Below are 22145 nucleotides of genomic sequence, written 5' to 3' on the forward strand. Positions count from 1 at the left end.
AATGTTGTGAAGGTTGAATGATTAAGAGGGCCGCTCATTGATTGCTGCACAGCAAGGTCACCCAAGTCCGCAGGTCGGTCTTGCCTGCGGTTTATGCAATAGAAGCCAGCTTTTGCTTCGACGAAAACAAACTTCTCTGTATAACCTGCTTTGTATACGTTGCTAACTCTCTCCGCATCAAGACCCCCTGATAAGCGATAAAATAGAGTTTCGTAAGAACCCACCGGGTCTTGAGCTAGGTAGTAAGGACCAACAAGGTGACGTTCATGCAGATCTAGATCAATGCAAGCTGAAAGAAGAAGTGAGAATAAGATAAGAGAGAACCGCATGCTGAATCGATGGAGATAGTAGCGTTTGTGTTGTGCAGTGCAAATTTCCTGCACTTAAAGAGTTGGTATCAGCTAAAAACCAAAAAGGGTCGCTACTTAGCGACCCTTTTTGGTTTTGGAGATAAATAGAAGTGTTACCCAATCTTTTCGAACCCGCAGTAGCTGTGCAGCACCTGCGGTAACCGAATGCCGTCTTCGGTCTGGTTGTTTTCCAGCAGGGCGGCCACAATACGTGGCAAAGCCAGAGCCGAGCCGTTTAGCGTGTGCAGCAGTTGCGTCTTGCCGCCTTCGGCGCGGTAGCGGAGCTTGAGGCGGTTGGCTTGGTAGGTTTCGAAGTTGCTAGCCGAGCTTACTTCCAGCCAACGACCCTGAGCAGCACTCCACACCTCTAGGTCGTAAGTGAGGGCCGAGGTGAAGCTCATATCGCCGCCGCAAAGACGTAGTACGCGGTAAGGCAAGCCTAGCTTTTGCAGCAAGCTTTCAATGTGCGCCCGCATTTCCTCCAGAATGGCGTAGCTCTGCTCTGGCTGGGCAATCTGCACAATTTCCACCTTGTCGAACTGGTGCAGGCGGTTGAGGCCGCGCACGTCGGCGCCCCAGCTGCCGGCCTCGCGGCGGAAGCAAGGCGTGTAGCCCGCATTGCGGATGGGCAGCTTTTCCGTCGGGATAATCTCGTCGCGGTAGAGGTTCGTGATGGGCACCTCAGCCGTCGGAATCAGGTACAGGTTGTCCTGGGCATCGTGGTACATCTGGCCGTCTTTGTCAGGCAGCTGGCCCGTGCCGTAGCCCGAGGCTTCATTTACCAAGATAGGCGGCTGCACTTCGAAGTAGCCAGCGTTGCGCGCTTCATCGAGGAAAAAATTGATGAGAGCCCGCTGCAACCGAGCGCCTTGGCCTTTGTACACCGGGAAACCTGCGCCGGCAATTTTGTTACCTAGCTCAAAGTCGATGATGTCGTACTTCTTGATCAGCTCCCAGTGGGGGAGGGAGTGGGCGGGCAGCTCGGGTTTGGGGCCATGTTCGGCTACCACTTCATTGTCGGCGGGAGTGCGGCCAGCGGGTACGCTGCTGTGGGGCAGGTTGGGCAACTTCACCAAGGCCTGCTGCAGCGAGGCTTCTACCTGCGTAAGCTCTTCGGCAGACGTTTTGGTTTGCTGCTTCAGCGTGGCCGTGCGGGCTTTAAGCGTTTCGGCACCGGCTTTGTCGCCGCTTTTCATCAGGCCACCAATTTGGCGAGCTAGCTCATTGGCTTCGGCCTGGGCTTGGTCATGCTCCGTCTGGAGTTGCCGCCGACGCTGGTCGAGGTCGAGAATGGCGGCCACTTCCGCTTCGGCGTTGGGGTAATGTTTTTTCGCCAAACCAGCCAGTACGAGGTCAGTTTGTTCTTTTAGTACAGAAACTTGCAGCATATAGCAGAAAACGCGTAGTGGAATGGGAACAAAAGTAGATAGAAGTAGCGTAAGCAACATGCACGGAGCCTGCTACGTACTAAGCAAACTAAGTTTAGCTAGGTTATTGACCGGCACCGCGTATAACTTATAAATTTCGTGTATCCTATTTGGCGGTTCGGGCGTATTCTGTTAACATTGCGTTAGCAAGCCGGCCGCTGATGCCGGGCCCGCAGTTAGTATTTCTCGCGTACGGCCCGTTTTCTTTCCAGCGCCTCCCCTACTATCACCCCGGGTTTCGTGCTATTCTCACTGTCGCGCGCCGTTCTGCGGCTACTCACCCTTGTCAGGTTTGATCTATAGTGCTCCATTGCCGGTTCTGTGCCCTGTCCGTTTTTTCCTCCTGTTTAGTTTATGTACAATATTGAAGAGTTGAAGGATCGACTGCTATCCGAGCTAAAGGAGATAGCAGAAGAGCTAAATGTTGGCAACTTCAAGAAACTCAGCAAGCAAGATCTGATTTATAAGATCTTAGATCAACAGGCGATTACGCCGACTGATAAGCTTCCTAAAAAAGTAAAATCGGCCAACGGTAAGGCAACCGATCAACCGTTCTCTGACGTGGCAGTGGCTGCACCGCCTGTAGAAGTGGTGGAAGCGGCTCCTGCCCCCGAACCAGCGGCCAATGGCCGGGCGGCGGCTGCAGCCCCTGCCCGGCGTGAGCCTGCCCCGCGGCGTAACCCGCGCGCTTCGCAGTCCGCTGTTGCTGCCCCTGCCGCTATAGCGAGCGAGGTAGAGGCTCCGGCCCTTGAAGCTGCTGCACCTAGCCCCGCGCCGGAGCCTACAGTAGCTCCAGAGCCCGCGACAGCCCCAGAAGCAGTAGCTGCGTCAGATGCAAATCCGCAAGACCTGACCGGTCCTAATCGTCCGGTGAAGATATACCAGCGGCCTGAACGCCGGACGCGCAATGGCCGGGCATCGGAGAACGGTGCGGTAGCCGCGCCTGCTGCGGATGCTCAACCAGAATTCTCCTCAGATGCGCCAGCACCTAGCCCTGCCCCAGTAGTAGCCGAAACGCCGGAAGCTCCTGTAGTAGAAGCGCCTAGCGTTGAAACAGCAGTTACTGAAGCACCGGTTGCGGTGGAAGCAGTGGTAGCGCCCGCTCCCCGCGAACCGCGCCCTGAGCAGCCAACAGGATTTGTACGTGAAGGCCGCGAGCCACGCGAAAACCGCGAGTTTCAGCGCGAGCCACGAGAAAATCGTGATGGCCGTGAGCAGCGAAACGATGCTCCGCGCGAGCCACGTGAGTACCGTAATGATGCACCCCGCGACCGGGATAATCGCGAGCCACGTGCGTTGCGCACGGATGCGCCGCGTGAACCCCGCGAGCAGCGCGATGGCCTAGGCAACCGCGACCAACAGCAACGCCGCGATGATCGGTTTGCCGCCCGCGACCAACAGCGCCAACAGCGCCAAGGAGAAGTTCGGGAGCCACGCCAGGGGCAAGGTGACCAACAGCAGCCCCGGACGCCGCGTAACGATTTTGATATCACCATCAACAGCGAAGGCACCCTGGAAATGATGCCCGATGGTGGCTATGGTTTCCTCCGCTCACCGTTCTACAACTACTTGTCGTCGCCCGACGATATTTATGTAGCGCCGCAGCAGGTAAAGCAATTTGCTCTGAAAGCAGGCGATACGGTGAAGTGCACCATCCGTCCGCCTCGCGAAGGCGAGAAATACTTCGCGCTAGTAAACGTGGAAGGCATCAACGGCCGCACGGTGGAAGAAGCCCGCGACCGGATTCCGTTTAATAACTTGACGCCGTTGTTCGCTCAGGAGCGCCTGAAGCTAACGACCAAGTCGAGCTTACTAAGCACCCGGATTCTGGATTTGTTTGCTCCCATTGGTAAGGGCCAGCGTGGCCTGATCGTGGCGCAACCCAAAACGGGTAAGACGGTGCTGTTGCAAGAGGTAGCCAACGCCATTTCTGAGAATCACCCCGAGGTTTACCTCATGATTCTGCTCATTGATGAGCGCCCGGAAGAGGTAACCGACATGGCACGCTCGGTGAAAGCTGAAGTGCTCAGCTCGACCTTCGACGAGACGGCCGACCGCCATGTGAAGATTGCCACCATCGCGCTGGAAAAAGCAAAGCGCCTTGTAGAGTGCGGCCACGACGTCGTTATTCTGCTTGACTCCATCACACGCCTAGCTCGTGCCTACAACACGGTGCAGCCAGCTTCCGGCAAAATCCTATCGGGTGGTGTGGATGCTAACGCGTTGCACAAGCCCAAGCGTTTCTTCGGGGCAGCCCGCAACGTGGAAAATGGTGGTTCGCTCACCATCATTGCTACGGCGCTGATTGAAACCGGCTCGAAGATGGACGAAGTTATCTTCGAGGAATTCAAAGGTACCGGCAACATGGAATTGCAGCTCGACCGCAAGCTTGCCAACAAGCGGGTGTTCCCAGCCATCGATATTCCAGCTTCCGGCACTCGTCGCGAAGACCTGCTCATGGGCAAGGACGAACTCAGCCGCATTTGGGTGCTGCGCAAGTTCATGTCGGACATGACGGCTATTGAGGCCATGGAGTTCCTGAAAGACCGTATCAAAGGCACCAAGAGCAATGAAGAGTTCTTGGTTTCAATGAACGGCTAGGTCGTATAAAATGCTCAAACGAAAAGCGCCAACCCGGTAAGGGTTGGCGCTTTTCGTTTGAGCATCCTTGAAGATATAAAGAAGTAGAAGCTAGGTAGCGTAAAAACCTGTTCTGCGTCGCACTGTAGCGGGCATAAATTAAGCGCGTCCGTTGTTCAGCTGTTATCACTACTTCATCGCCGCTCAAGCTAGGTACAAGAGAGCCGTTCTAACATTTACTCCGTTAGCTAGTTTTTCGCTCATGGAACCCGAAATCGACCTGCCCGAGCTACTCTATATCTACGACCCGTTGTGCAGCTGGTGCTACGGCATGACGCCCGTTATCCAACGCATTCAAGCTGAATTTGAGGGGCGTATCAATGTTTCGGTGCTGAATGGGGGCATGGTAACGGGCGAGCAGGTGGGGCCAATTCGTGCCAAATGGCCTCAACTCGAAACGGCTCTGCCCGAGTTGGCGCGCATTACAGGCGCACGATTCGGCGAAGCTTTCCGAACCCTAGGTCAGCAAGGAGACTATGTGCTAAACTCAGAGCTGCCGTGTCGGGCGCTCGTCGTTTTCCGCCAACTGGATGTAACGCAAAACCGCGCTGTTCATTTCGCGCATGCTATTCAGCAGGCCTTGTTTGAAGACGGCAAGGATCTGAACGATCCCGCGACTTACAACGCATTGGTTGCGCCGTATGGCATCGAAGCAGAGGCTTTCCAGCAACTATTAGCTACTGCACAAAAAGCGGTACGTCAAGAATTTGCCGCCGTAGCTCAAATCGGCGTCAAAGGCTTTCCTACTTCTATTCTGCGCCTAGGCAACCAAGGCTACCTATTAGCCCAGGGCTTTCAGCGCTATGAGGTATTTGCCTCGGGGCTGGAGCTAGCTTTGTTGCAGGCTGACGAAGAAGCAAAGTAACCTAGCTTTTGGCTGAAGCTCAACCGCCAGTACTACCTAGCTTTACCACCTGCTTCTTCAGCGGCGACCACGCGATCCGGCGGGTTTCTTCCTTACCTACTAAGTAGCGGAAGCCAATGGCATCGGCGCGGTTATGTAGGTCGTCCCAGGTGGCGCGGTCGAGTTGGCCAGGCTGGTATTTTTCGTTTTTAGCCAGGGCTGGCTGCTGAAAATTTTCGTCAGCAAAAAACTCGTCGATCCGCTTCTTTACAAAAGCTTCGCGCTCGGTTTGGGTGGCACTAGGTCCTTGCATCTCATACACCATAGCTGCTTCCAAATCGGGGGCGGTGAGCACCTCTCGGAAGATAACTTGCCCGCTGGCGTCGGTGATGGTAAAGCTAGCTTCGCCGCTGAGTAAGTTGGGTCCGCGCAGCGTGAGCATAAACACATCGGGCGTAGAAGGAGAGGAGAAGAGGTGCTTGCGCTGCACCGTCTTCAACGTATCCGATTGGGCATTCACCTTGGCAGCGCGGGCCGTATCCATTGGTTCGGCAGTTGAAGCGGTGTCGGCTGTGGGTGCAGTAGTGCGGGCCTGTCGGGCATCGGGTGTCGAGCAAGCAGCCAATAGCAACAGCAGCAGCAAAGGTGTGGTAAAGCGCATAACCTGACAGCGTTAGCAAGGTAACTGTTGAGCCAAAAACCTAGGTGCTACAAACGAAACAGACGCAGACAAGTTACAGATAGGGCAAAAGCAAAAATCCCTTCCGCCGGGTAGGCAGAAGGGATTGTAGGCCGAAGTTGAGTGGAAAAGTCTTGTTATTGCAGCGGATCGAAGGAACCGGCTGGCCAACCTAGGGTCTGCTTCAAGCTAGGATTGTTGTCAATAGCCTGTTGAGGCAAAGCGAAGAAGTAGTACTTCGAATCCCATTTGAGGATTCTGGGGCTGGGATCTAGGTCCTTAACAGTAATATCGAAGTAATCTGTGTAGGCTTTGTCTAGGTTCACGTTATCACGAGTGGTAGTGAAATCAGCTGGAACACCTGTTGTTTTCAGCGCGATTTCGACTCTACGACGGCGTTTATTGTTTAGCGTCGATTCAAATAGTTTATGACGACGCAAATCCCAGAAGCGCTTGCCCTCGAAGGCAAATTCGATTTGCCGCTCGTAAAGAATAGCTTCGAGCATTTCGGCCTGACTCATACCGGCTTTCAAACCGTAGTTGCCATCAGCACCTGCTTCGATGCCTGCTCGCTTCCGAATGGCTTTTAGCTGGTCGTAGGCTTCGGGCAAGCGGTTGATACCGCACGCACTTTCAGCTAGGTTTAAGAGCACTTCTGCGTAGCGAATCTCAATCCAATCGGTGCCGACATACTGCGCATCGCCGGTGGCTACGGTTGGGTTGATGGCTTTACGCGTGTAGAAGCCTGTGTTGGTAGCCGTCCGCTCTACGCTTTTGCCTTTCTCTAAGTACGTCCAGAGCTTGTACGAATTATTGCCGTTCAGTGGCCACGTTGCTCCATTATAGGCAATGGTCTTATCGAAACGTGGGTCACGGTTCTTGTAGAAGAGCTGCTGCGTGTAGCTGTACTTCGTCGATTGGCCAGGCTTTTTGCCATCAAGCATCGGGAAAGCACTTACGATGTCCCAAGTCGGCTGCCAGGAGCCACCACCCGTACCGGTGTAGGCTGGGCGGGCACTGTTATCGTAGCCGTTAGGTTTCCTTACTTGGTCGCCGGTGGCTGTGTTGAAGCCAGTGATCATCACTGCTTCTTGGTTGCTTGCGCTTTCCGTGAACCACAGCTGGTCGAAGGAAGGGTGCAGGCTGTAGCCATTAGCACTCAGGATAGCAACCGCTTGTTTGCTGGCGTCATAAGCATCCTGCCACCGAGCAGAGTTGTTGGATGGGTTGAACTGCGGGCTAGCATAGTAAAGCAGCGCACGGGCTTTGAACGCGGCGGCGGCCCCTTTCGTGATTTTGCCCCACTCAGCAGCGGTCCACCTACCTGGCAAGAACATGATAGCCGAATCAAGGTCACTTTTGATCAGCGCAAATGTTTCGGCGGTGGTATTGCGGGGTAGATACGCCGCGGCGCGCGCATCTTCGCCAACGGCATCCAAAGGCTTTGTGATAAGCGGAACCCCGCCGTAAAGGCGTACTAAGTCGAAATAGCGCCAGGCACGAAAGAAGTAAGCTTGGGCACGTAGGCGGTTTTTGGTGCCCTGTAAGAGCGAGCCCCGGTTTGCATCTCGCAAGAAAGAATTGATCAGCCGGATCTTACCGTAATTATTGGTGGGACTTAGTCCAGTGCCAAAATCCTGGATGTCGTTGGGCTGTAGGGTGCCCTCCAACAACCTAGCTTCGAGCGAAGAGACGTTTGTGTTCGCACACTCGTCCGACAGGTTACTAGGGTTGATGCTATTTAGACCGATGGTGCCCTGCCCAGCCCAGCCCGGTAAGTTTTGGTCGTAGATAACGCTGAGGTTGAGGTTGGCGAGGGTTGAGTCGCCAAACACTAAAGTTGGGTTGGCAGCCCCTAGGTCAACTTTGTCGAGTACCTTCTCGCAGCTGGTTAGCAGCATGAGCAAGGCAGCGCAAGCAGTAGCCGTGCTTTTCAAGCAAATATTCATTTCTACAAAAAGATTACAGGCCAACGTTCAAACCCAAGGACAGCGAGCGGATGGTGGGGTAGTTGTCGAAGCCACCACCGTACACTTTGTAGCTGTAGGGATTATAGAAATTGAGCGGGTTCACAGCCACGAAGAATAGCTTGACGCTGCTCATGCCCACTTTGCTGGCTAGTTGCACCGGGAAAGTGTACGAAACAGTAGCGTTGCGCATACCAGCCGTGAAACCATTGCGAAGCCAGTAGGCGGAGTTCACATCGTAGCTTTGCACGTAGGCTGGGCTTGGATACTTGGCATCCGTATGATCGGCCCGCCAGTGGTCAGCCCAGAAATCAGGGCGGTTCGAGGTAACGGTTCCTTGCTTACGAGCGGCACCTTCCACCTGAGCCGGAGCGCCAAAAGAAGCTCCCATGACTACTTGGATGCTCAGCCCCCGATACGTCATGCTGGGGTTGAAGCCGATGCTGTAGTTGTTGTTCTGCCGTTTGGAGATATACTCCTGGTCCACCTCTGTGATAATGCCGTCGGGCTCCGTGTATTGGCCGTTGGCATCTTTGGGGCCGCGAAGGTCCTGGTAGTAGAGCATGCCAGGCGCCGGCGCTTTTCCGAAGATGGTATAGCCTTTATGAGCATCTACGTAGTCTTTTACCTCCTGATCAGTGCGGAACATACCTAGGTAGCGGTAGCCCTCAATACCTAGGTTGGTGGTGCGGCCCGTAGGGTCGTTCCACTGGCCAACCTTGCCTTTATCTACGTCGATCTTAATGGACTTGGCGTCGTTCCAGGTTAGGAACGTGTTGATGCGATACGACCAGTCTGCGGTGATTTTGTCGCCGTAGCCCAGCGATATTTCGTAGCCGTAAGCATTTACTGTTGAGAAGTTTTCGGAGGGTAGCGTGGCGCCAATTAGGAGCGGAGCAGAAGCGCTCAGGGCCGTTAGCATGTTGTAACGGTGGTCATAGAATGCATCTACCGTGAACGACAACCGGTTGCCTAGCATCTGCATATCGATGCCCGCATTATACTTGATGTTATCGTCCCAACGTGCTTCGCGGTTGGCAATGGCGTTTTTGGGTTGTACCCCTATGCCTTTGTCTGCGTTGTTGAACACAGCTCCTTTACCTAGCAGAATATCATAGCTCTGTAGCCACTGATACGCCTTGGTAGCATCACCACCGAGGTGACCCACCGAACCCCGGAACTTAAGGAAGTTGATGGGGCGAATATTATTTTTGAAGAAGGACTCGTCGGAGATAATCCAGCCGGCCGATATGGAGGGGAAAACACCCCACCGATACTCCGGCGCAAAGTTGGTGGAGGCGTCGTAGCGCACCGATGCTTCGAGTAGGTAGCGGTTGTCGAAGTTGTAGTTCAGACGACCCGCGTACGACAGGTTAGCCGTTTTAACTTCGCTCTCCGTAGTCGTAGTAGTACCTAGGGCGAAGTTCATGTTGTCGTAGCCGCCTTGTACAACGCCTTCCTTCATGCCGGTCAGCTCGTCGCGGTGGTACTCGGCTTGCTCAAAGAATGCAATAGCCGATACCTGGTGCCGCCCAAACTTACGGTCGTAGTTGATGTAGCCGTTTACCTGATAGTTATCGTAGTAAGAGGGATTGAGGCGCACCCGGTCCCCGTTGTTCAGCGAAACTGTCCGTGTCACTGGGCCGCCGTAGATGTGCTTATTGGTACCTAGCATATCGAACTGGTACACATTGTAGCGGGTGCCGTACTGCTTACCAAAGCTATTATCCATGGTTTTGCTGTACACGGCCCGCACCTTCAAGCCTTTGATGAAAGGCAGTTCGTAGTCGAGGGAGGCATTCAGGTTGAAGCCTGAGTTGCGCGTGAGGCTGTAGTTGTTCAGCTTCTGTACTTCGAAGAAGTGAAAAGCATCTAGGGTATTGGTGTTGCTGCTAGTGGATAGCAGTACGGGCAAGCCATCTACATAAGGCACGCTGAACTGCGGAGTGTAGAGCAGGCTCCGCATGTCGTTCTCGGGGTTTTCACTACCCTGCTTCAGGAAGTACATCTTCTTCTGAGCTAGGTCCCCGCTGAGTATCATACTCGCCCGCAAACCCCGCGTGATGTTCACATCGGTGCTGGCCCGGAACGTCCACTTGTTAGCATTGATATTATCAAAGTTGGCGTTCTGGTAGTTGTATGATACCCCCGCAAAGTACGTAGCTCGCTCGCTGCCCCCGCTCACGTTTAGCGCGTGGCGCGTCACGACGGCAGGCTTCCAAGCTGCCTTCAACCAATTGAAGTTGTGCTGCTTGAAGTAGTCAAGCTCATCCTGGGTGTAGTAAAGTTGTGAAGTAGGCGCTACACCGTTGGTGAAGTTGAGGTCGTTGAGGTAACCGGCTTGTTCGTACCCGCTCATCATGCTAGGTAGTCGTACGGCATCGGCAGTACCAGCCGAGCCGCTGTAGCTGAACTTAGGCGCGCCGGCTTTGCCACGCTTCGTAGTCACCAGCACCACGCCTTGGTTGCCACGGGCGCCGTAGATAGCGGCAGCCGCATCCTTCAGTACCGAAATCGATTCGACCTCTGATTGGTCGAGTACGTTGAAGTCGTCCTCTGTCCGAACAATGTTGTCGATGACGAACAACGGACGTAAAGTGCCACCGTCTTTCGACAGGATAACGGGGTTACGTACGGTGATCTGGCCGTTGTCGCCGGGGCGACCCGTACCACCGCTCACGCCCACGCCGGGCAATTGGCCCACCAGCGTAGTCGATAAGCTACCAACAGGCAGTTCTTCAATGGCTTTCATGTTGACCTGCGCCACGGAGCCCGTCAGGTTGACCTTCGTTTGGGCGCCGTAACCAACGACTACCACTTCGTTCAGGGCGGCCGCGTCGTCTATGAGGGTAATAGTGACAATAGCACGGCCATTCACCGCAACTTCTTGGGTTTTGAAGCCAATAGAGCTAAACACCAAGGTTTCTTTGCCGGTCGCTAGCTCGAGGCGGTAGGAGCCGTCGGGGTTCGTAACGGTGCCGTTCTTCGTGCCTTTTACCACCACCGTTACGCCCGGAATACCAGCACCCTTGGCATCTTTTACCGTACCGCCCACGCCATTAGCCACAGGCGTATCGGTGAGCCGGTAGAAAGTAGGCTCGGATGAACTAGCAGCATAGGTGGCGGGAATCCCGAGCAGAAACCCGGCTAGTAGCGCACAGGCTAAGCGGGTAGGAGGGCTTAGAGTAGGTGGGAGCTGCGCTTGTAGATGATGGATCATAGCAAATGGATGGGGAGTTAAAATCGTACAATCCGCTGGGGCTAGTTGCTGGGAGTTTCGGCGCGGGCGCGGCGCTCTGCCCAGTCCTTTCCGGCCTGCTTCATGTCGACACCTTGCGCGGACAAGTAGTTGTTGATGCGGCCTTTATACTTGCCAAACCAAGCATGTTTTTCCTTCGAGGAGCCCGCGTCCATGGCGTGTTCGCGCGCTTCAGTTAGCCAGGCCATGATTTGCGTTTTCTGCGCTTCCGTCAGATCGGGCAACATTTCCTGGTAGGCTTTCATCGTGATGGGCAGCACAGCGTAGGTCATGCCATCCTTCACTTGATCGACCTGGCTAGAGGTAAGCGTGCGGCTAAGCTTGCCCAGGTACTTTTTGTGCAGCTTATCACGCGATGCAGCTACCGCAGCCTCTATTTTCTTTTTCTCGTCGGCTGTGTTTTCCCCTTGGGGTTTGACTTTTAGGGCGGCTAGCTGAGCATCTTGTTTTTCTTGTAGCTCGTTGAGCTCCCGGTACTGATTCGCAATGGCGTCGCGCACTTGCGGCGCTTTCTTCGCGTCTAGGCCTTCAATCTTTGCTACAATCTTATCGGCCCGCTCGTTGATGGTGCGCGTGTAAGCAGCCTCTGCCGACTCCGTGGGTTGAGCTTGTGCAAAAGTTAGGTTACTAACTGAGCCGGAAAGGATTGCGGCAAGAAGAAGACTTCGAAGAGCGTTGTGCATAGTGTGTTTGTAACTGCGAGAATGGTAGCAAGTTACATTCTATTGCCCGACGCCTATATCCAGTTTTTTACCAACTTATTGTAGGAAATTACCATACATGAAGCTAAGGTGAAGCTCATGAGCGGGTGAACTCTACAAGGATACCGCAAACGTTACCGATATTATTCAAGAAACAGAATTCGGGCGGATTATCTCTCCGAGAGCATTTCTGCCTCCCGCAAGTTCAGAATGGGCGTTTCTTCAACTTCCACTGGTTTGCGGCGCCAATAGTTGGCTAGGATAGATCCAGAAATGTTCATCCAGGGACTGAAAACAGCGGCGGGAAGTCCTACGGTACCTAGCTTACCCATGCTACCCGCCAGCCCCGACGCCATACCGCCATTCTGTAACCCCACCTCGAAGGCCACTGTACGCGCGGAGTTCTTATCCAAGCCTGCCAAGCGACTGAGCCAATAGCCAAAGAAGTAGCCAGCGGCGTTATGAATAATTGAGGCCAGGAAGAGCAGGAAACCGACCTTGAGCAGGTTGTCGCGGCCAGCGGCGGTGGTCACGGCGGTGAAATAGATGATGCCGAACATGGAAAGGTAGGGCATTATGGTGTCGAGCCGTTGGTACCGGTTTGCCAGCACATGATACAGCACCCCTACGACCAAAGCGGCCGCCAAGAAACCCACAACGCTCAAGCTTTCTAGCGCTTCGGGACTACCTAGGTGCGTTTCGAAGAACTGCCACAAGCCCGCTGCTAGTGCCACCAACCAGCCGACAGCGGCAAACAGCATCAGGCGTACCGTACGCCAACCGTGGGGAGAAGCAGTTTTGAGGTAGTCGTGGAGCAGGGCCGCTGAAATTGGGACAAGCACAATCTTGATGATTTCCATCATCATGTTCACGAACTTAATTTCGATGAGCGTGCCGGCTAAGAGCTTCAGCAGCAAAGGCGTAAGGAATGGAGCAGCTAGGGTAGCCATGGCCGTCACGACTACTGATAGCACCATGTTGGCTCGCGCCAGATACACCATCACGTTGGAAGCTAGCCCACTGGAGCAGGAGCCAATGAGAATGATGCCGGCGGCAATTTCGGGCTCGAAACGAAATACTTTGGTGAGCAGCAAACCCATCAGCGGCATCACCGAGAAATGGCAAGATAGGCCAATGAGCACACCCTTGCCAGTCGAAGCTAGCCCCGAAAAGTCGCGGATGCTCATCTGAATACCCATCCCAAACATTACCAGCTGCACGACGAACAAAATGAGCCACTTGTTGCGCAAATCGACGCTGCCCCAGTGCGAGAAAGCGGCCGGGTAAACCATGCCCGCCACTACGGCCACAATGATCCAGGCGGTGTATTGGTAGCTCCGCAGCAGTGGTATGCTCTTCATCCCCAGAGCAAAGCTCACGGCCGCCACAACAGCCGCTGGTTGCCATAACAGCGCGTTTTGCTGAACTATCCCGAGCAGTAAAGTGGCCATTGCTACGCCACAGACGAGTAAACAGAGCTTAGAAATCCGATTCATAGCAGCAGGATAGCGGGTTAAGACGAATAAGCTGAATTAGCGTGGCACCACGACGTAAGCGCCGTGATACTCTGCTCAGCTTATAGCAGCTCTTTAGCTAAGTGCTGCACGGCAATGGCGGGGCTAGCTAGAATAGGTACTTGCTTGTCAGCTGGGTCGAGCGTGTCGACCACGCGGGCCATGGAGGCTTGCGCGAGCACCACCACATCTACCTTCGTCACGAGGTCTTTGAGGGCACCGGCTACCATGGCATCATGGGTGGCAGCGTCGCCGCTCATGAGAGCGTCGAAGGCACCTTCGCAGAGCACGGACACTAGCTCGATGTCTTTGCCCGCGGCGGCCGCACGGCGGCGCACCAAGTCGCTGGTAGGACCTAGGGTGGTAGGCAGCGTGGCAATAACACCGATGCGCTTGCCGGTTTGCACGGCCTGGTCGGCCATGGGCTGATCGACGCGGAGCACGGGCACTTTGGTGAGAGCCGCCGAAGCTTCCACCGCCGCCCCGATGGAGGAACACGTCACCATAATGTAGTCGGCGCCGGCGGCTTCGGCGGAGCCCACGTAGTTGACCACGCGCCGCGCATTATCGGGGCGTAGCTCGCCGCACTTGATAACATTCTTGATCAGGCTATCGTCGACGATGTTAAACACCTGCACGCCGGGCAAGTACTCGTTGCAAAGCTGCTGAAACACGGGCACCAACGTGGCGGAAGTGTGGATAAGACCTAGGGTTGGGGTGGCCATAGTTGTACTGAGAGGTGAGGAGTAAGATGTGCGCTCGGGCAGACGCTAGCCTGCTAGGAGGGTGTTGGGGTTTCAGACAGTTTTCCGGTCCGTAAAGCGCCGAAGTAATTAGGCTCGCCAACTTGGCCGCCCTTGAAGTTGACCTCCACGCCGTGCAAGGGCGAACCAGGGGCCGAAGCGCGGCAAAGGGGCGCCCCTGGGCAGAGCGGCGCTATCATTTCTACCGCCTCGATACCCATGGCGCGGGCCGCGTAGCTGGAGGTGTCGCCGCCGGCTACTACCACCCGCTGCACCTTGGTGTGCTGTGCTACGGCGCGGGCAATCAGCCCCAAGGCCGTACCTAGCTTTTGAGAAGATAGATTTTCTTCTGCCCGCGCCGTGCCGCCGTTGGTGTGCACCACCACGCTTTGCCCTTGCTCCATGTAGTCGATGGCAGCTTGCTTGTAGTCACACAGGTCGAGGGCTTTTTCGGGGCGGCGGGCTAGCTCCTGCGCGTTCAGCACAACTTCGGCAAAACCGTTTTCCTTGGCCCAAGCGACTTGCCCCGCCGTAACGGGGGAGCAGCTTCCCGAAATCACAAGCAACGGATCAACAACGCTAGGGGTAGGCCACGCCGTGACTGGTGCAAGCGCCCCCTGTTGCGCCCAAAACTTACCTAGAGCCATTTCCACGCCCGATGAGCCCACCGAAAACAGCGGCTGATCGGCGGCGTAGTAGTCCAGCGTTTCACCAATGGCAAGCAGCTGCTCGTCGTACAGCGCGTCGATGAGCATCACTTCGGCGCCGTTTTGCACTTGCGCAGCTAGGGTGGCACGAATCGCAGCTGACGGCTTCTCGATGGAGAGAATATCGAGTAAGCCGATTTGCTTCGTGGTTTGCCTAGCTAGGTGCAGGCGCAGGTCGCTTTCGTCGGCGGGGGTGACGGGGTGCTGACGCATGGAGGGGTGCCGATCGAGCCGGAAAATGCTGCCTTGGCTGCCGATGCCCATGCGCGCAAACAGGTTGCCGAACGCGCAATAGCGACCTAAGGCTGGGGCAGCTACTAGTAGCGGCACGAAGGCAGTATTGAAAACCGACTTGCCTACTTCAATAGCTCGGCCGATGCTACCCACCGTCGGCGACGAGTCAAAGGTGGAACATACTTTATAATGAACGTGCCGCGGACCTAGGTCGCGCAGCTCCGCAAATGCCTTCTGCAACGTGGTTTGCATGGTCTTGGGTGGCATAGCGCGCGTCAGGCCGGCTACGCCGATAGCATCAAGCTCCGGGTAAGCGGCTAGATGGTCAGCAGTGGGCGGCTCGATAAACAGGGCTGTTTTGGCGCCTGCCCGGCTCAGAAATTCCAGCGCATCGGTCGAACCGGTGAAGTCGTCGCCGTAGTAGGCGAGGAGCAGTTGCTTCCTCATAGGCTGCCGAACTTCCTCACCGACTCCGCAAACTCAGGGTAGCGTGCGGCTATTTCAGGTATACCTAGGCCTTGCACGGCGCCTTCCCACGCTTGCTGCAATGCGAGCACGCCCGCTTTAGGACCCATCGGATGCGCCAAGATGCCGCCCCCGGCCATGTACAATAGGTCAGTGGTTTGGGTGCGCCGGTAGGTTTCGGGCGCCTGCCCGCCCCACTGTCCCGACGACACCACCGGCAGCACTGAGTAGCCCCCGAGCAGCGGCGTGAGGCAGGCCTGGATGGATTGTACCACGCTGTCGTCTGACTCCCAAAACTTGTTCTGGATGCCATTCACGTGAATCTGGTCGACGCCGGCTAGTCGCCATAGCTTCTGGTAGGCCGTGAACTCGATGCCAAGCAAAGGGTGGCGGGTCATCATGCCCCAGCCATTGCGGTGCCCGTGAATGGCCAGGGCGCGTTGGTCACAAATCTTCTTGGCGCCAGCTAGGCCCACGCTGTTTAGGCTAACCATGGCGCAAGTGCCGCCGCTACTCACTACTTTGTCGTAGCGGCGCAGCATTTCGTCCATCTCCCCGCTGATGTTGAAAGCGTACATCACCTTCTTGCCCGTTTTGTCAGCGTGGCGATTGATGACGTTCATAATGGCATCCACCCGCGCCTCAAAGGGTGAATTGGCCGCCGCGCCTTGCAGCTCGTCGTCCTTCACGAAGTCGATACCTGCCTCAGCGAGCGTGCGCACCAGGTCGGCAGTTTGCTCTGGTGTAAGGCCGATGCTCGGCTTGATGATGGTGCCGATGAGCGGCCGCTCGTATACGCCCGTGAGGGCGCGGCACCCCTCTATGCCGAACGCGGGGCCGGCATACTGATCGGCATAGGAGCTAGGTACGTCGAGGTCGAGGAGCTTCAGGCCCGTAAACTGCCGAATTTCGTAGAGGTTGCCCTGCAACGTAGACACCAGCACCGGCAAGTTGTAGCCAAAATTTTCAACCGACCACGATACGTTCACCAAGGCGCGGTGATAGTTGCCCGTGCTGCTGGAAGCACCCGGAATAGCCGGTTCCGTAACCGTTTCCAATCGTTCCACCGATTCCACCCGCGCCGCGAAGCGCTGCTTGAGTTCTGCCGTTTCGCCCGGCACCGCCACAAAGGTGCCCGACGATTGTTCGCCGGCTAGAACAGCCGCGGCTGCTTCGGGCTCAAAAGGTGTTTCGATGAAATAAGTGGCGGTAATGCGCTCCATGTGCAGAAAACAGGCTAGTAGGCGACTAGCTAGCTTGAAAAATCGATTTGAGGTAAGCGGTGTTAGCGCCGAAGTTCTTCTTGACGTTACGCGGGTCGTTGGCGTCGCGCGAGCGTTCAATCACCAGCCAGCCTTCCCAGCCCATTTCGGCTAGGGTCTGCTTCACACGGTTCATGTCGAGGCGGGTATTGTTTTGTAGCCATACGCCATCGTCGTCGGTGCAGTGGATCTGGCAAATGCGCTTGCTACCGAGAATTTTTAGCTCCTGGTTCAAGTCGCGGCCGGCCTTCAGGGGATTTGAGAAGTTGAAGTAGATCTGAATGTGCTTGGAGCCAATTTCCTGTAGCAACTCCACTTCGCCTTTCGCATCCAAGGCTGTCTCGATGCCGACAACGACGCCCGCTTTCTGCGCCATTTTGCCCACCACTTTCAGTCGCTCCACAATGGCGGGGCGCAGTTCGGGGTTCTTCACTAGGTCGCCTTGCGTGCCGAGGGGCAAAAAGGCCACCTTCACATTCATGGCCTTCATCGTATCGAGGCAGTCCTGTACCATGCGCTGATAGGTGGCGCGCGTGGCAAACGACTGGGCGTAGAACCCCGTCATGGCTAAAGAGCAGATTTCGAGGTTCAGCTCCTTGGCTTTGTCCAGAAACTGCTGGCGTATCTCCGGATTAGCAAGCTGACTGTCAAACGTTTCCCGCTGACCTAGGCCGCCCATGTCTACCTCTACGCCGTCGGCCCCAATGTCTTTGGTGAGTTGCAAAGCCCCTAGCTTTTGCCGCTTCAGGATCATCAAATCGACCACGGCAATCTTGTAGGTGAGCTTCTTAGACTTGGCTAGTAGTACGTTCGGCAGCAGCAAGCTTCCCGTGAGTAGCAAGCTGCCTTTCAGAAAAGTACGGCGGGTGAGGGAATTAGGGAGCATGGGGAGTAGAAGGTTTCGGGGACAGAACTAGCCCGCAGAGGGCGCAGAGAATTTCGCAGAAGACGCAGCGTTCAGCGTCGGCGGGCTAAAGACGAACACGCTACTTGCTAGCTTTCAGTTCTACTTCAGGCTTGTCGGTGCGGAAAGGGCGAGCGGGGAGGCCAGATTTCGAGAACAAGTTGGGTTGAGCCGACTCATCCCAGCCAAAGCGTACGGCCGTGGGTTGGGCTACACCAGCGGCGGTTACTACCACCTGCTGACCTTTGATGCGGGCCTCAGCCGGCACGAAAACGCCATCAGCGCCAGCTAGCATGAAACCCGACAATGGCTTGCCGTCTTTGCTGACGAGGCGACCACCATTTTCAGAAAATGTTAGCGTAACGGCGTTGCCCTTCACTGCCATCTGTTGGTACACCGGGCCAGACGCGGCAAGGGTCTTGTAGCCGTAGGTATTTGTGAGGGCAAGCAGCGCCAGTCGGCGTCCGATTTCCCACTTAAAACCAGGATGAATGCCGCCTTCTGTATTGGCTAGGTCCGTCGTGACGATCATGCCGGTGCGCGGAATCTGCAGTGCCAGCTCTTGCGCTTCCCGAAACTTGGGCAGTGTTTCCTTGGTCAATGGCACCTTGGTGTCCTTCGATTCGGAGTACTGGAAAGGAGCTAGCTGCACATAGTAAAATGGCAGCTCTGAATCATGCCAAGCCGCGCGCCAGCTCTGAATCAGTGTTTTCATCTTCTGGGCGTAGCTGGCTGTTTCGGCCAGGAAACAGTTGCTCTCGCCTTGGTACCACAGAAAACCGCGCAGCGTGAGTGGCACCAGCGGCCGGATCATCGGCTCATAAAACTTACCCGGCTCGCCGTCTACTTTCTGCCCCGCAAAGCTAGGGTCGGCCTGAAAAGCCGCCTCCGACACCCAGGGCTCGATGCGGCTGCCCGGCACAGCGGAGGAAATTATGCCGATAGGCACATGCAGCTTGCTGTACAGCTCTTTGGCGAAGAAGTAACCCGCTGCCGAAAACGACCGCAGCGCCGAATCTTGGGCGATGCTCCAGCCGCGGTGCAGAGAATCTGGTTTCGCCAGCTCCTTGCGGTTGACCAGAAAAATGCGGATAGCCGGGTTGTGGGCGTAGTTGAGCTCATCCACTGGGTTTGGGCCCTTCACTTGGGGGCGCGTTACCTTGCTGTTCTTGCGCATGGTGTACTCCATGTTCGATTGGCCTGAGCACAGCCACACTTCGCCCACCAAGATGTCGTGGAGCCGGATGGTATTGCTGCCGCTAATCACGAGGTCGGCGGGCGTGGCGGAGGCGGTCAGGGGCTGAAGCGTGACCTGCCAGTTTCCGTCGGCGTCGGCGGTCGTGCTAGGTTTCTGCTTACCAAACTCTACCGATACAGCCTCGCCCGGCGCGGCCTTGCCCCAAATAGTGAGGGGTTTGTTGCGTTGCAAGACCATGTTGTGCCCCAGCACCCGCGGCAGCACGATCCTAGCCTGCGCCGGCCAAGCTAGCACGCACAGCAGCGCCCAAAGCAGTACGTTCTTCCTCATTATTTTACGCGCCCCGCTACTTAAAGTGACTAGAGAAATGTGCCCGGAAATAGAACGTGTCCTGCCGAGTTGAGCAGAACACGTTCGGGAAAGACGATGCAAAAAGGGCCTTGGTACGAGCTTAGTTCTGGCTCAAAAAAGCGCCCGGCGAGGGAGAGGTAGCGTCCTTCTTGCGGCCCGATTTCTTGGTCAAAGACCTTGACCCTGAGGGCTGCACCTGCTTCAGCGGCACCACGCTGTTCAGGTAGTTCTCGATGTTGGTGTAGCCGTCTTTGCCTTTCACTTGGCTAGCATCACCTGAGTTTTTGGGGTCGAGTCCGTGCTTTTTCTCGTAAGAATCAGGCATGCCATCCTTATCAGAATCTTCATAGGGCGTGCCAGCGTAGGTTGGGTAGCCACCTACCTGGATGGGGTCGGTGATGATGCCGTTCTTGTAGGAATCGATGGGCAGGCGGCGGTGCTTGAACTGCGTAGTGGGCAGTGGCACGCCTTCTTTGTAGGCAATCTTGCCCGTGCGCACTTGCTCAATCACACGCGTATCCACGGGGTCACGCTTGGGCAGGGTCGCGCCAGCGTTTTCAAGCACGTAGTTGTAGGCCTTTTCGGTGGGGATGATGGTGATGTCGGGCATAGGCAGCGGCTGGTTCGTCTTGATGTCGGCGGTGTACTTGCCCGCATTTGGCATCTCTTCCACCTGCACGCCTCCGTTCCAATTGTCTTTGGTCACGGCATCGTGGCCTTCCATGATGTTGCCAGCTACGTAGGCCCGGCCAAACGTCAGGTACCCTAGCTTGCTGCGGCCCGACTCCGGCTTGAGAATGCGGTAGCCGATGGGCGAATCCTTGGGCGTCTGGGGGCCAGGCTTGTAGTAGTTGTTGATAATATTGTACATCGCCCGGTAGTCGCCGCCGTCGGTGGAGCGGTGCACCCAGTTGAACATGACGTTGTTCGCGAAGTTGAAAACGCCGTTCCAGCCAATCGACGGGTTGCGGCCCGCATTGTCGGCCCACAGGTTGCGCATGAACGTGCAGTTCTCGCCGCCTAGGGTGCTGCCAAAGGCGTGGTTCCAAGTGTCGAGGGCCTCCGAGAAAATGGAGTTTTGAATCGTGATGTTCACCGTACCTAGCTTCTGCTCAGCAATGCCGGTGCTGTCGTTGTACATGTGGCGGTACATCGACATGTTCTCGTCTAGGCCCCAACTCGCCGACACGTGGTCGATGATGATGTTGCCCACTGGGTTGCCACCAATCGAGTCGTCGCGGCGGCCCACGTTGGTTTCGCCCCGCCGGAAGCGCATATAGCGAATCACCACGTCGTGGGTATTGATCCACACCGACTCACCGGCCACGCAAATTCCGTCGCCGGGGGCCGTTTGACCGGCAATAGTGATATAAGGCGCCCGGATAATCAGCGGGCTTTTCAGGCGGATAATACCAGCTACATTAAACACAATGGTGCGGGCGCCGCCCTGTTCGCAGGCTTCGCGCAGCGTGCCAGGGCCTCGGTCTTCCAGGCTCGTCACCACGTACACCTTGCCACCCCGACCACCGAAGGAATGCGCACCGCCACCTTCCGCACCCGGAAAAGCAAGCAGCGGCGACTGGGGCAAATCGATCGGGCGGGCTGCCCACGGAATGTACGGCTTGCCTTCGCGGGCCTCCTTTTTAATGATTGGATACGCCTTTTGCCAGGCAATATTAGACTGGCGAAGCTCCTCTTCCATCATCTCATTGGACGCCTTCTGAACATCCGGCGGAATCTGAGGGTACTGCGCTAGCGCTACGGATGGCGCGGCCAAGGAAGCTGCTGAAATGAAAAGAGAGGCGGCGTATTTTTTCATGAACAGGATGGGTTTTTTACTGCGGCTAAGTAACGCCACAATACCGCCCAATACCTCTATCATTTTTTCGACCCTGTGTAGGATATTATCATTCCTGCTTATTCAGCACGGCAAGTTGTGCTAAATGCCTGCCTAAAGCTGTTTTAGCTTGTGTAAGAACCTAGGTCCGAATACCGACGGGCCTCTAGAGGTGTTGCCACACGAGCATTGTGATAAAAGCTGCGCTCAGACACAAGGACGAAACCTGGTTCATACGCATGGTGTGCTCGAAGTCGGCTGCGGCGGGGTTGCGCCATACTTGCCAGGCCCAGCTGTTGAACAAGGCCACTACAGGCACAGTAGCTAGCAGGAAGATGATAAGATTGCGTAATTCTTGGCGCTGCCAGTACGTGAAAGCCAACACCAAGGCGCCGAGCAGCAAGCCAATGGCGGCAAATACAAACGTGCCCCGAATACCTAGCAGTAGGCTCAGCGTCTGGTCACCGCGCTGCCGGTCTTCGGTGTGTTGGTACACTTGCGTGAGCGGGTAAGAACCGCACAAAAACAGCGTGCTCACCAAAGCTAGTAGCAAATTGGTCGGCTCCGTGAGTTGCGCAGCGGCAGCGCCCACCCCAACCTGCGTCATCAGAAACGTGAAAGCGCCCTGGAAGACCACCACTACCAGCGTGCTGATCAGGGGGTATTTCTTGAGCCGGATGCCTTCGTAGCTGTACGCTTTGGAAATAGCTAGGTACACGGCTACCATAGCAGCGAACGGCAAGCCTAACAGTATGGAACCTAGCACGGCCAAAGCGTCGAACAACCATACTAAGTGAATCAGCTCCTCCGAAACCTTCGGCGGCTGCTTTAAGCCACCAATGCTGCCTTCGTCGCGGTCGTAGTAGGAGTTGTAGCCGTTAGAGGCCGGGTACGCCAGTACGTGCAGCACAACGAACACGCCCAGGGTTCGCATACCGTCGAATGGCCCACGCAAAGCACTAAGCCCGAACCAAAAAACGGGCATCAGGTAAACCGAGAACGGAATGCGCAGCAGCGGCAACGCACGGCGGTAGGCAGCAAAGGGCATAAGCGAAGGTACTAC

At 55.9% G+C, this 22145-nt stretch carries 15 protein-coding genes; 2 read left to right on the forward strand and 13 right to left on the reverse strand.

Annotated elements, in window-relative coordinates:
* Positions 1 to 463: 463 nt before the first annotated feature.
* Positions 464 to 1738 carry a serine--tRNA ligase gene (serS, locus tag BXP70_RS05290; protein ID WP_086593193.1) on the reverse strand — a complete coding sequence of 425 codons (1275 nt, stop codon included), beginning with the start codon at positions 1736 to 1738 and terminating at the stop codon, positions 464 to 466.
* Between the two features lie 393 nt (positions 1739 to 2131).
* Between serS and rho the strand changes: the two genes are divergently transcribed.
* Together rho and BXP70_RS05300 are read left to right on the forward strand one after the other, a co-directional pair.
* On the forward strand, positions 2132 to 4378 hold the full coding sequence (gene rho, locus BXP70_RS05295; RefSeq protein WP_086592978.1) for a transcription termination factor Rho: 2247 nt from the start codon (positions 2132 to 2134) through the stop codon (positions 4376 to 4378).
* Between the two features lie 241 nt (positions 4379 to 4619).
* Positions 4620 to 5282, forward strand: a complete 663-nt coding sequence (locus BXP70_RS05300) for a DsbA family protein (protein ID WP_086592979.1) — start codon at positions 4620 to 4622, stop codon at positions 5280 to 5282.
* Positions 5283 to 5301: 19 nt separating this feature from the next.
* Here the strand turns inward: BXP70_RS05300 and BXP70_RS05305 are convergent, their stop codons facing one another.
* The 12 genes from BXP70_RS05305 to BXP70_RS05360 all read right to left on the reverse strand — a co-directional run bounded on the left by BXP70_RS05305 (position 5302) and on the right by BXP70_RS05360 (position 22130).
* Positions 5302 to 5922, reverse strand: a complete 621-nt coding sequence (locus BXP70_RS05305; protein WP_086592980.1) for a hypothetical protein — start codon at positions 5920 to 5922, stop codon at positions 5302 to 5304.
* A gap of 155 nt (positions 5923 to 6077) precedes the next feature.
* The gene (locus BXP70_RS05310) at positions 6078 to 7889 is read right to left on the reverse strand and encodes a RagB/SusD family nutrient uptake outer membrane protein (RefSeq protein WP_086593194.1); all 1812 of its coding nucleotides are present in this window, start codon (positions 7887 to 7889) and stop codon (positions 6078 to 6080) included.
* 13 nt (positions 7890 to 7902) lie between these two features.
* Positions 7903 to 11127, reverse strand: coding sequence for a SusC/RagA family TonB-linked outer membrane protein (locus tag BXP70_RS05315; RefSeq protein ID WP_086592981.1), 3225 nt, complete (start codon positions 11125 to 11127; stop codon positions 7903 to 7905).
* Positions 11128 to 11168: 41 nt separating this feature from the next.
* Complete coding sequence (locus BXP70_RS05320; RefSeq protein WP_086592982.1) at positions 11169 to 11849, reverse strand: DUF3826 domain-containing protein; 681 nt, start codon at positions 11847 to 11849, stop codon at positions 11169 to 11171.
* A 188-nt stretch (positions 11850 to 12037) separates the two neighbouring features.
* On the reverse strand, positions 12038 to 13363 hold the full coding sequence (locus tag BXP70_RS05325; RefSeq protein WP_086592983.1) for a bile acid:sodium symporter family protein: 1326 nt from the start codon (positions 13361 to 13363) through the stop codon (positions 12038 to 12040).
* A gap of 80 nt (positions 13364 to 13443) precedes the next feature.
* Positions 13444 to 14106 carry an aspartate/glutamate racemase family protein gene (locus BXP70_RS05330; protein WP_086592984.1) on the reverse strand — a complete coding sequence of 221 codons (663 nt, stop codon included), beginning with the start codon at positions 14104 to 14106 and terminating at the stop codon, positions 13444 to 13446.
* A gap of 53 nt (positions 14107 to 14159) precedes the next feature.
* The gene (locus tag BXP70_RS05335) at positions 14160 to 15512 is read right to left on the reverse strand and encodes a four-carbon acid sugar kinase family protein (RefSeq protein WP_086592985.1); all 1353 of its coding nucleotides are present in this window, start codon (positions 15510 to 15512) and stop codon (positions 14160 to 14162) included.
* Positions 15509 to 16753 carry a ribulose-bisphosphate carboxylase large subunit family protein gene (locus BXP70_RS05340; protein WP_086592986.1) on the reverse strand — a complete coding sequence of 415 codons (1245 nt, stop codon included), beginning with the start codon at positions 16751 to 16753 and terminating at the stop codon, positions 15509 to 15511. The genes BXP70_RS05335 and BXP70_RS05340 overlap by 4 nt, the downstream gene beginning before the upstream one ends.
* A 25-nt stretch (positions 16754 to 16778) precedes the next feature.
* Positions 16779 to 17678: a sugar phosphate isomerase/epimerase family protein gene (locus tag BXP70_RS05345; RefSeq protein WP_086592987.1), complete on the reverse strand. Its 900-nt coding sequence runs from the start codon at positions 17676 to 17678 to the stop codon at positions 16779 to 16781.
* Between the two features lie 100 nt (positions 17679 to 17778).
* Positions 17779 to 19224 (reverse strand): sialate O-acetylesterase, encoded by a 1446-nt coding sequence (locus BXP70_RS05350; RefSeq protein WP_086592988.1) that lies wholly within the window; start codon positions 19222 to 19224, stop codon positions 17779 to 17781.
* Positions 19225 to 19345: 121 nt separating this feature from the next.
* The gene (locus tag BXP70_RS05355; protein WP_086593195.1) at positions 19346 to 21064 is read right to left on the reverse strand and encodes a pectate lyase family protein; all 1719 of its coding nucleotides are present in this window, start codon (positions 21062 to 21064) and stop codon (positions 19346 to 19348) included.
* 184 nt (positions 21065 to 21248) lie between these two features.
* On the reverse strand, positions 21249 to 22130 hold the full coding sequence (locus BXP70_RS05360; RefSeq protein WP_086592989.1) for a UbiA family prenyltransferase: 882 nt from the start codon (positions 22128 to 22130) through the stop codon (positions 21249 to 21251).
* Between the last annotated feature and the right edge of the window lie 15 nt (positions 22131 to 22145).

Source organism: Hymenobacter crusticola (genome assembly GCF_002154225.1).
Taxonomy (GTDB): Bacteria; Bacteroidota; Bacteroidia; order Cytophagales; family Hymenobacteraceae; genus Hymenobacter; species Hymenobacter crusticola.

Coding starts and splice junctions, on each gene's coding strand:
- serS (WP_086593193.1), bottom strand. CDS start 1,738: ATGCTGCAAGTTTCTGTACTAAAAGAACAAACTGACCTCGTACTGGCT.
- rho (WP_086592978.1), top strand. CDS start 2,132: ATGTACAATATTGAAGAGTTGAAGGATCGACTGCTATCCGAGCTAAAG.
- BXP70_RS05300 (WP_086592979.1), top strand. CDS start 4,620: ATGGAACCCGAAATCGACCTGCCCGAGCTACTCTATATCTACGACCCG.
- BXP70_RS05305 (WP_086592980.1), bottom strand. CDS start 5,922: ATGCGCTTTACCACACCTTTGCTGCTGCTGTTGCTATTGGCTGCTTGC.
- BXP70_RS05310 (WP_086593194.1), bottom strand. CDS start 7,889: ATGAATATTTGCTTGAAAAGCACGGCTACTGCTTGCGCTGCCTTGCTC.
- BXP70_RS05315 (WP_086592981.1), bottom strand. CDS start 11,127: ATGATCCATCATCTACAAGCGCAGCTCCCACCTACTCTAAGCCCTCCT.
- BXP70_RS05320 (WP_086592982.1), bottom strand. CDS start 11,849: ATGCACAACGCTCTTCGAAGTCTTCTTCTTGCCGCAATCCTTTCCGGC.
- BXP70_RS05325 (WP_086592983.1), bottom strand. CDS start 13,363: ATGAATCGGATTTCTAAGCTCTGTTTACTCGTCTGTGGCGTAGCAATG.
- BXP70_RS05330 (WP_086592984.1), bottom strand. CDS start 14,106: ATGGCCACCCCAACCCTAGGTCTTATCCACACTTCCGCCACGTTGGTG.
- BXP70_RS05335 (WP_086592985.1), bottom strand. CDS start 15,512: ATGAGGAAGCAACTGCTCCTCGCCTACTACGGCGACGACTTCACCGGT.
- BXP70_RS05340 (WP_086592986.1), bottom strand. CDS start 16,753: ATGGAGCGCATTACCGCCACTTATTTCATCGAAACACCTTTTGAGCCC.
- BXP70_RS05345 (WP_086592987.1), bottom strand. CDS start 17,678: ATGCTCCCTAATTCCCTCACCCGCCGTACTTTTCTGAAAGGCAGCTTG.
- BXP70_RS05350 (WP_086592988.1), bottom strand. CDS start 19,224: ATGAGGAAGAACGTACTGCTTTGGGCGCTGCTGTGCGTGCTAGCTTGG.
- BXP70_RS05355 (WP_086593195.1), bottom strand. CDS start 21,064: ATGAAAAAATACGCCGCCTCTCTTTTCATTTCAGCAGCTTCCTTGGCC.
- BXP70_RS05360 (WP_086592989.1), bottom strand. CDS start 22,130: ATGCCCTTTGCTGCCTACCGCCGTGCGTTGCCGCTGCTGCGCATTCCG.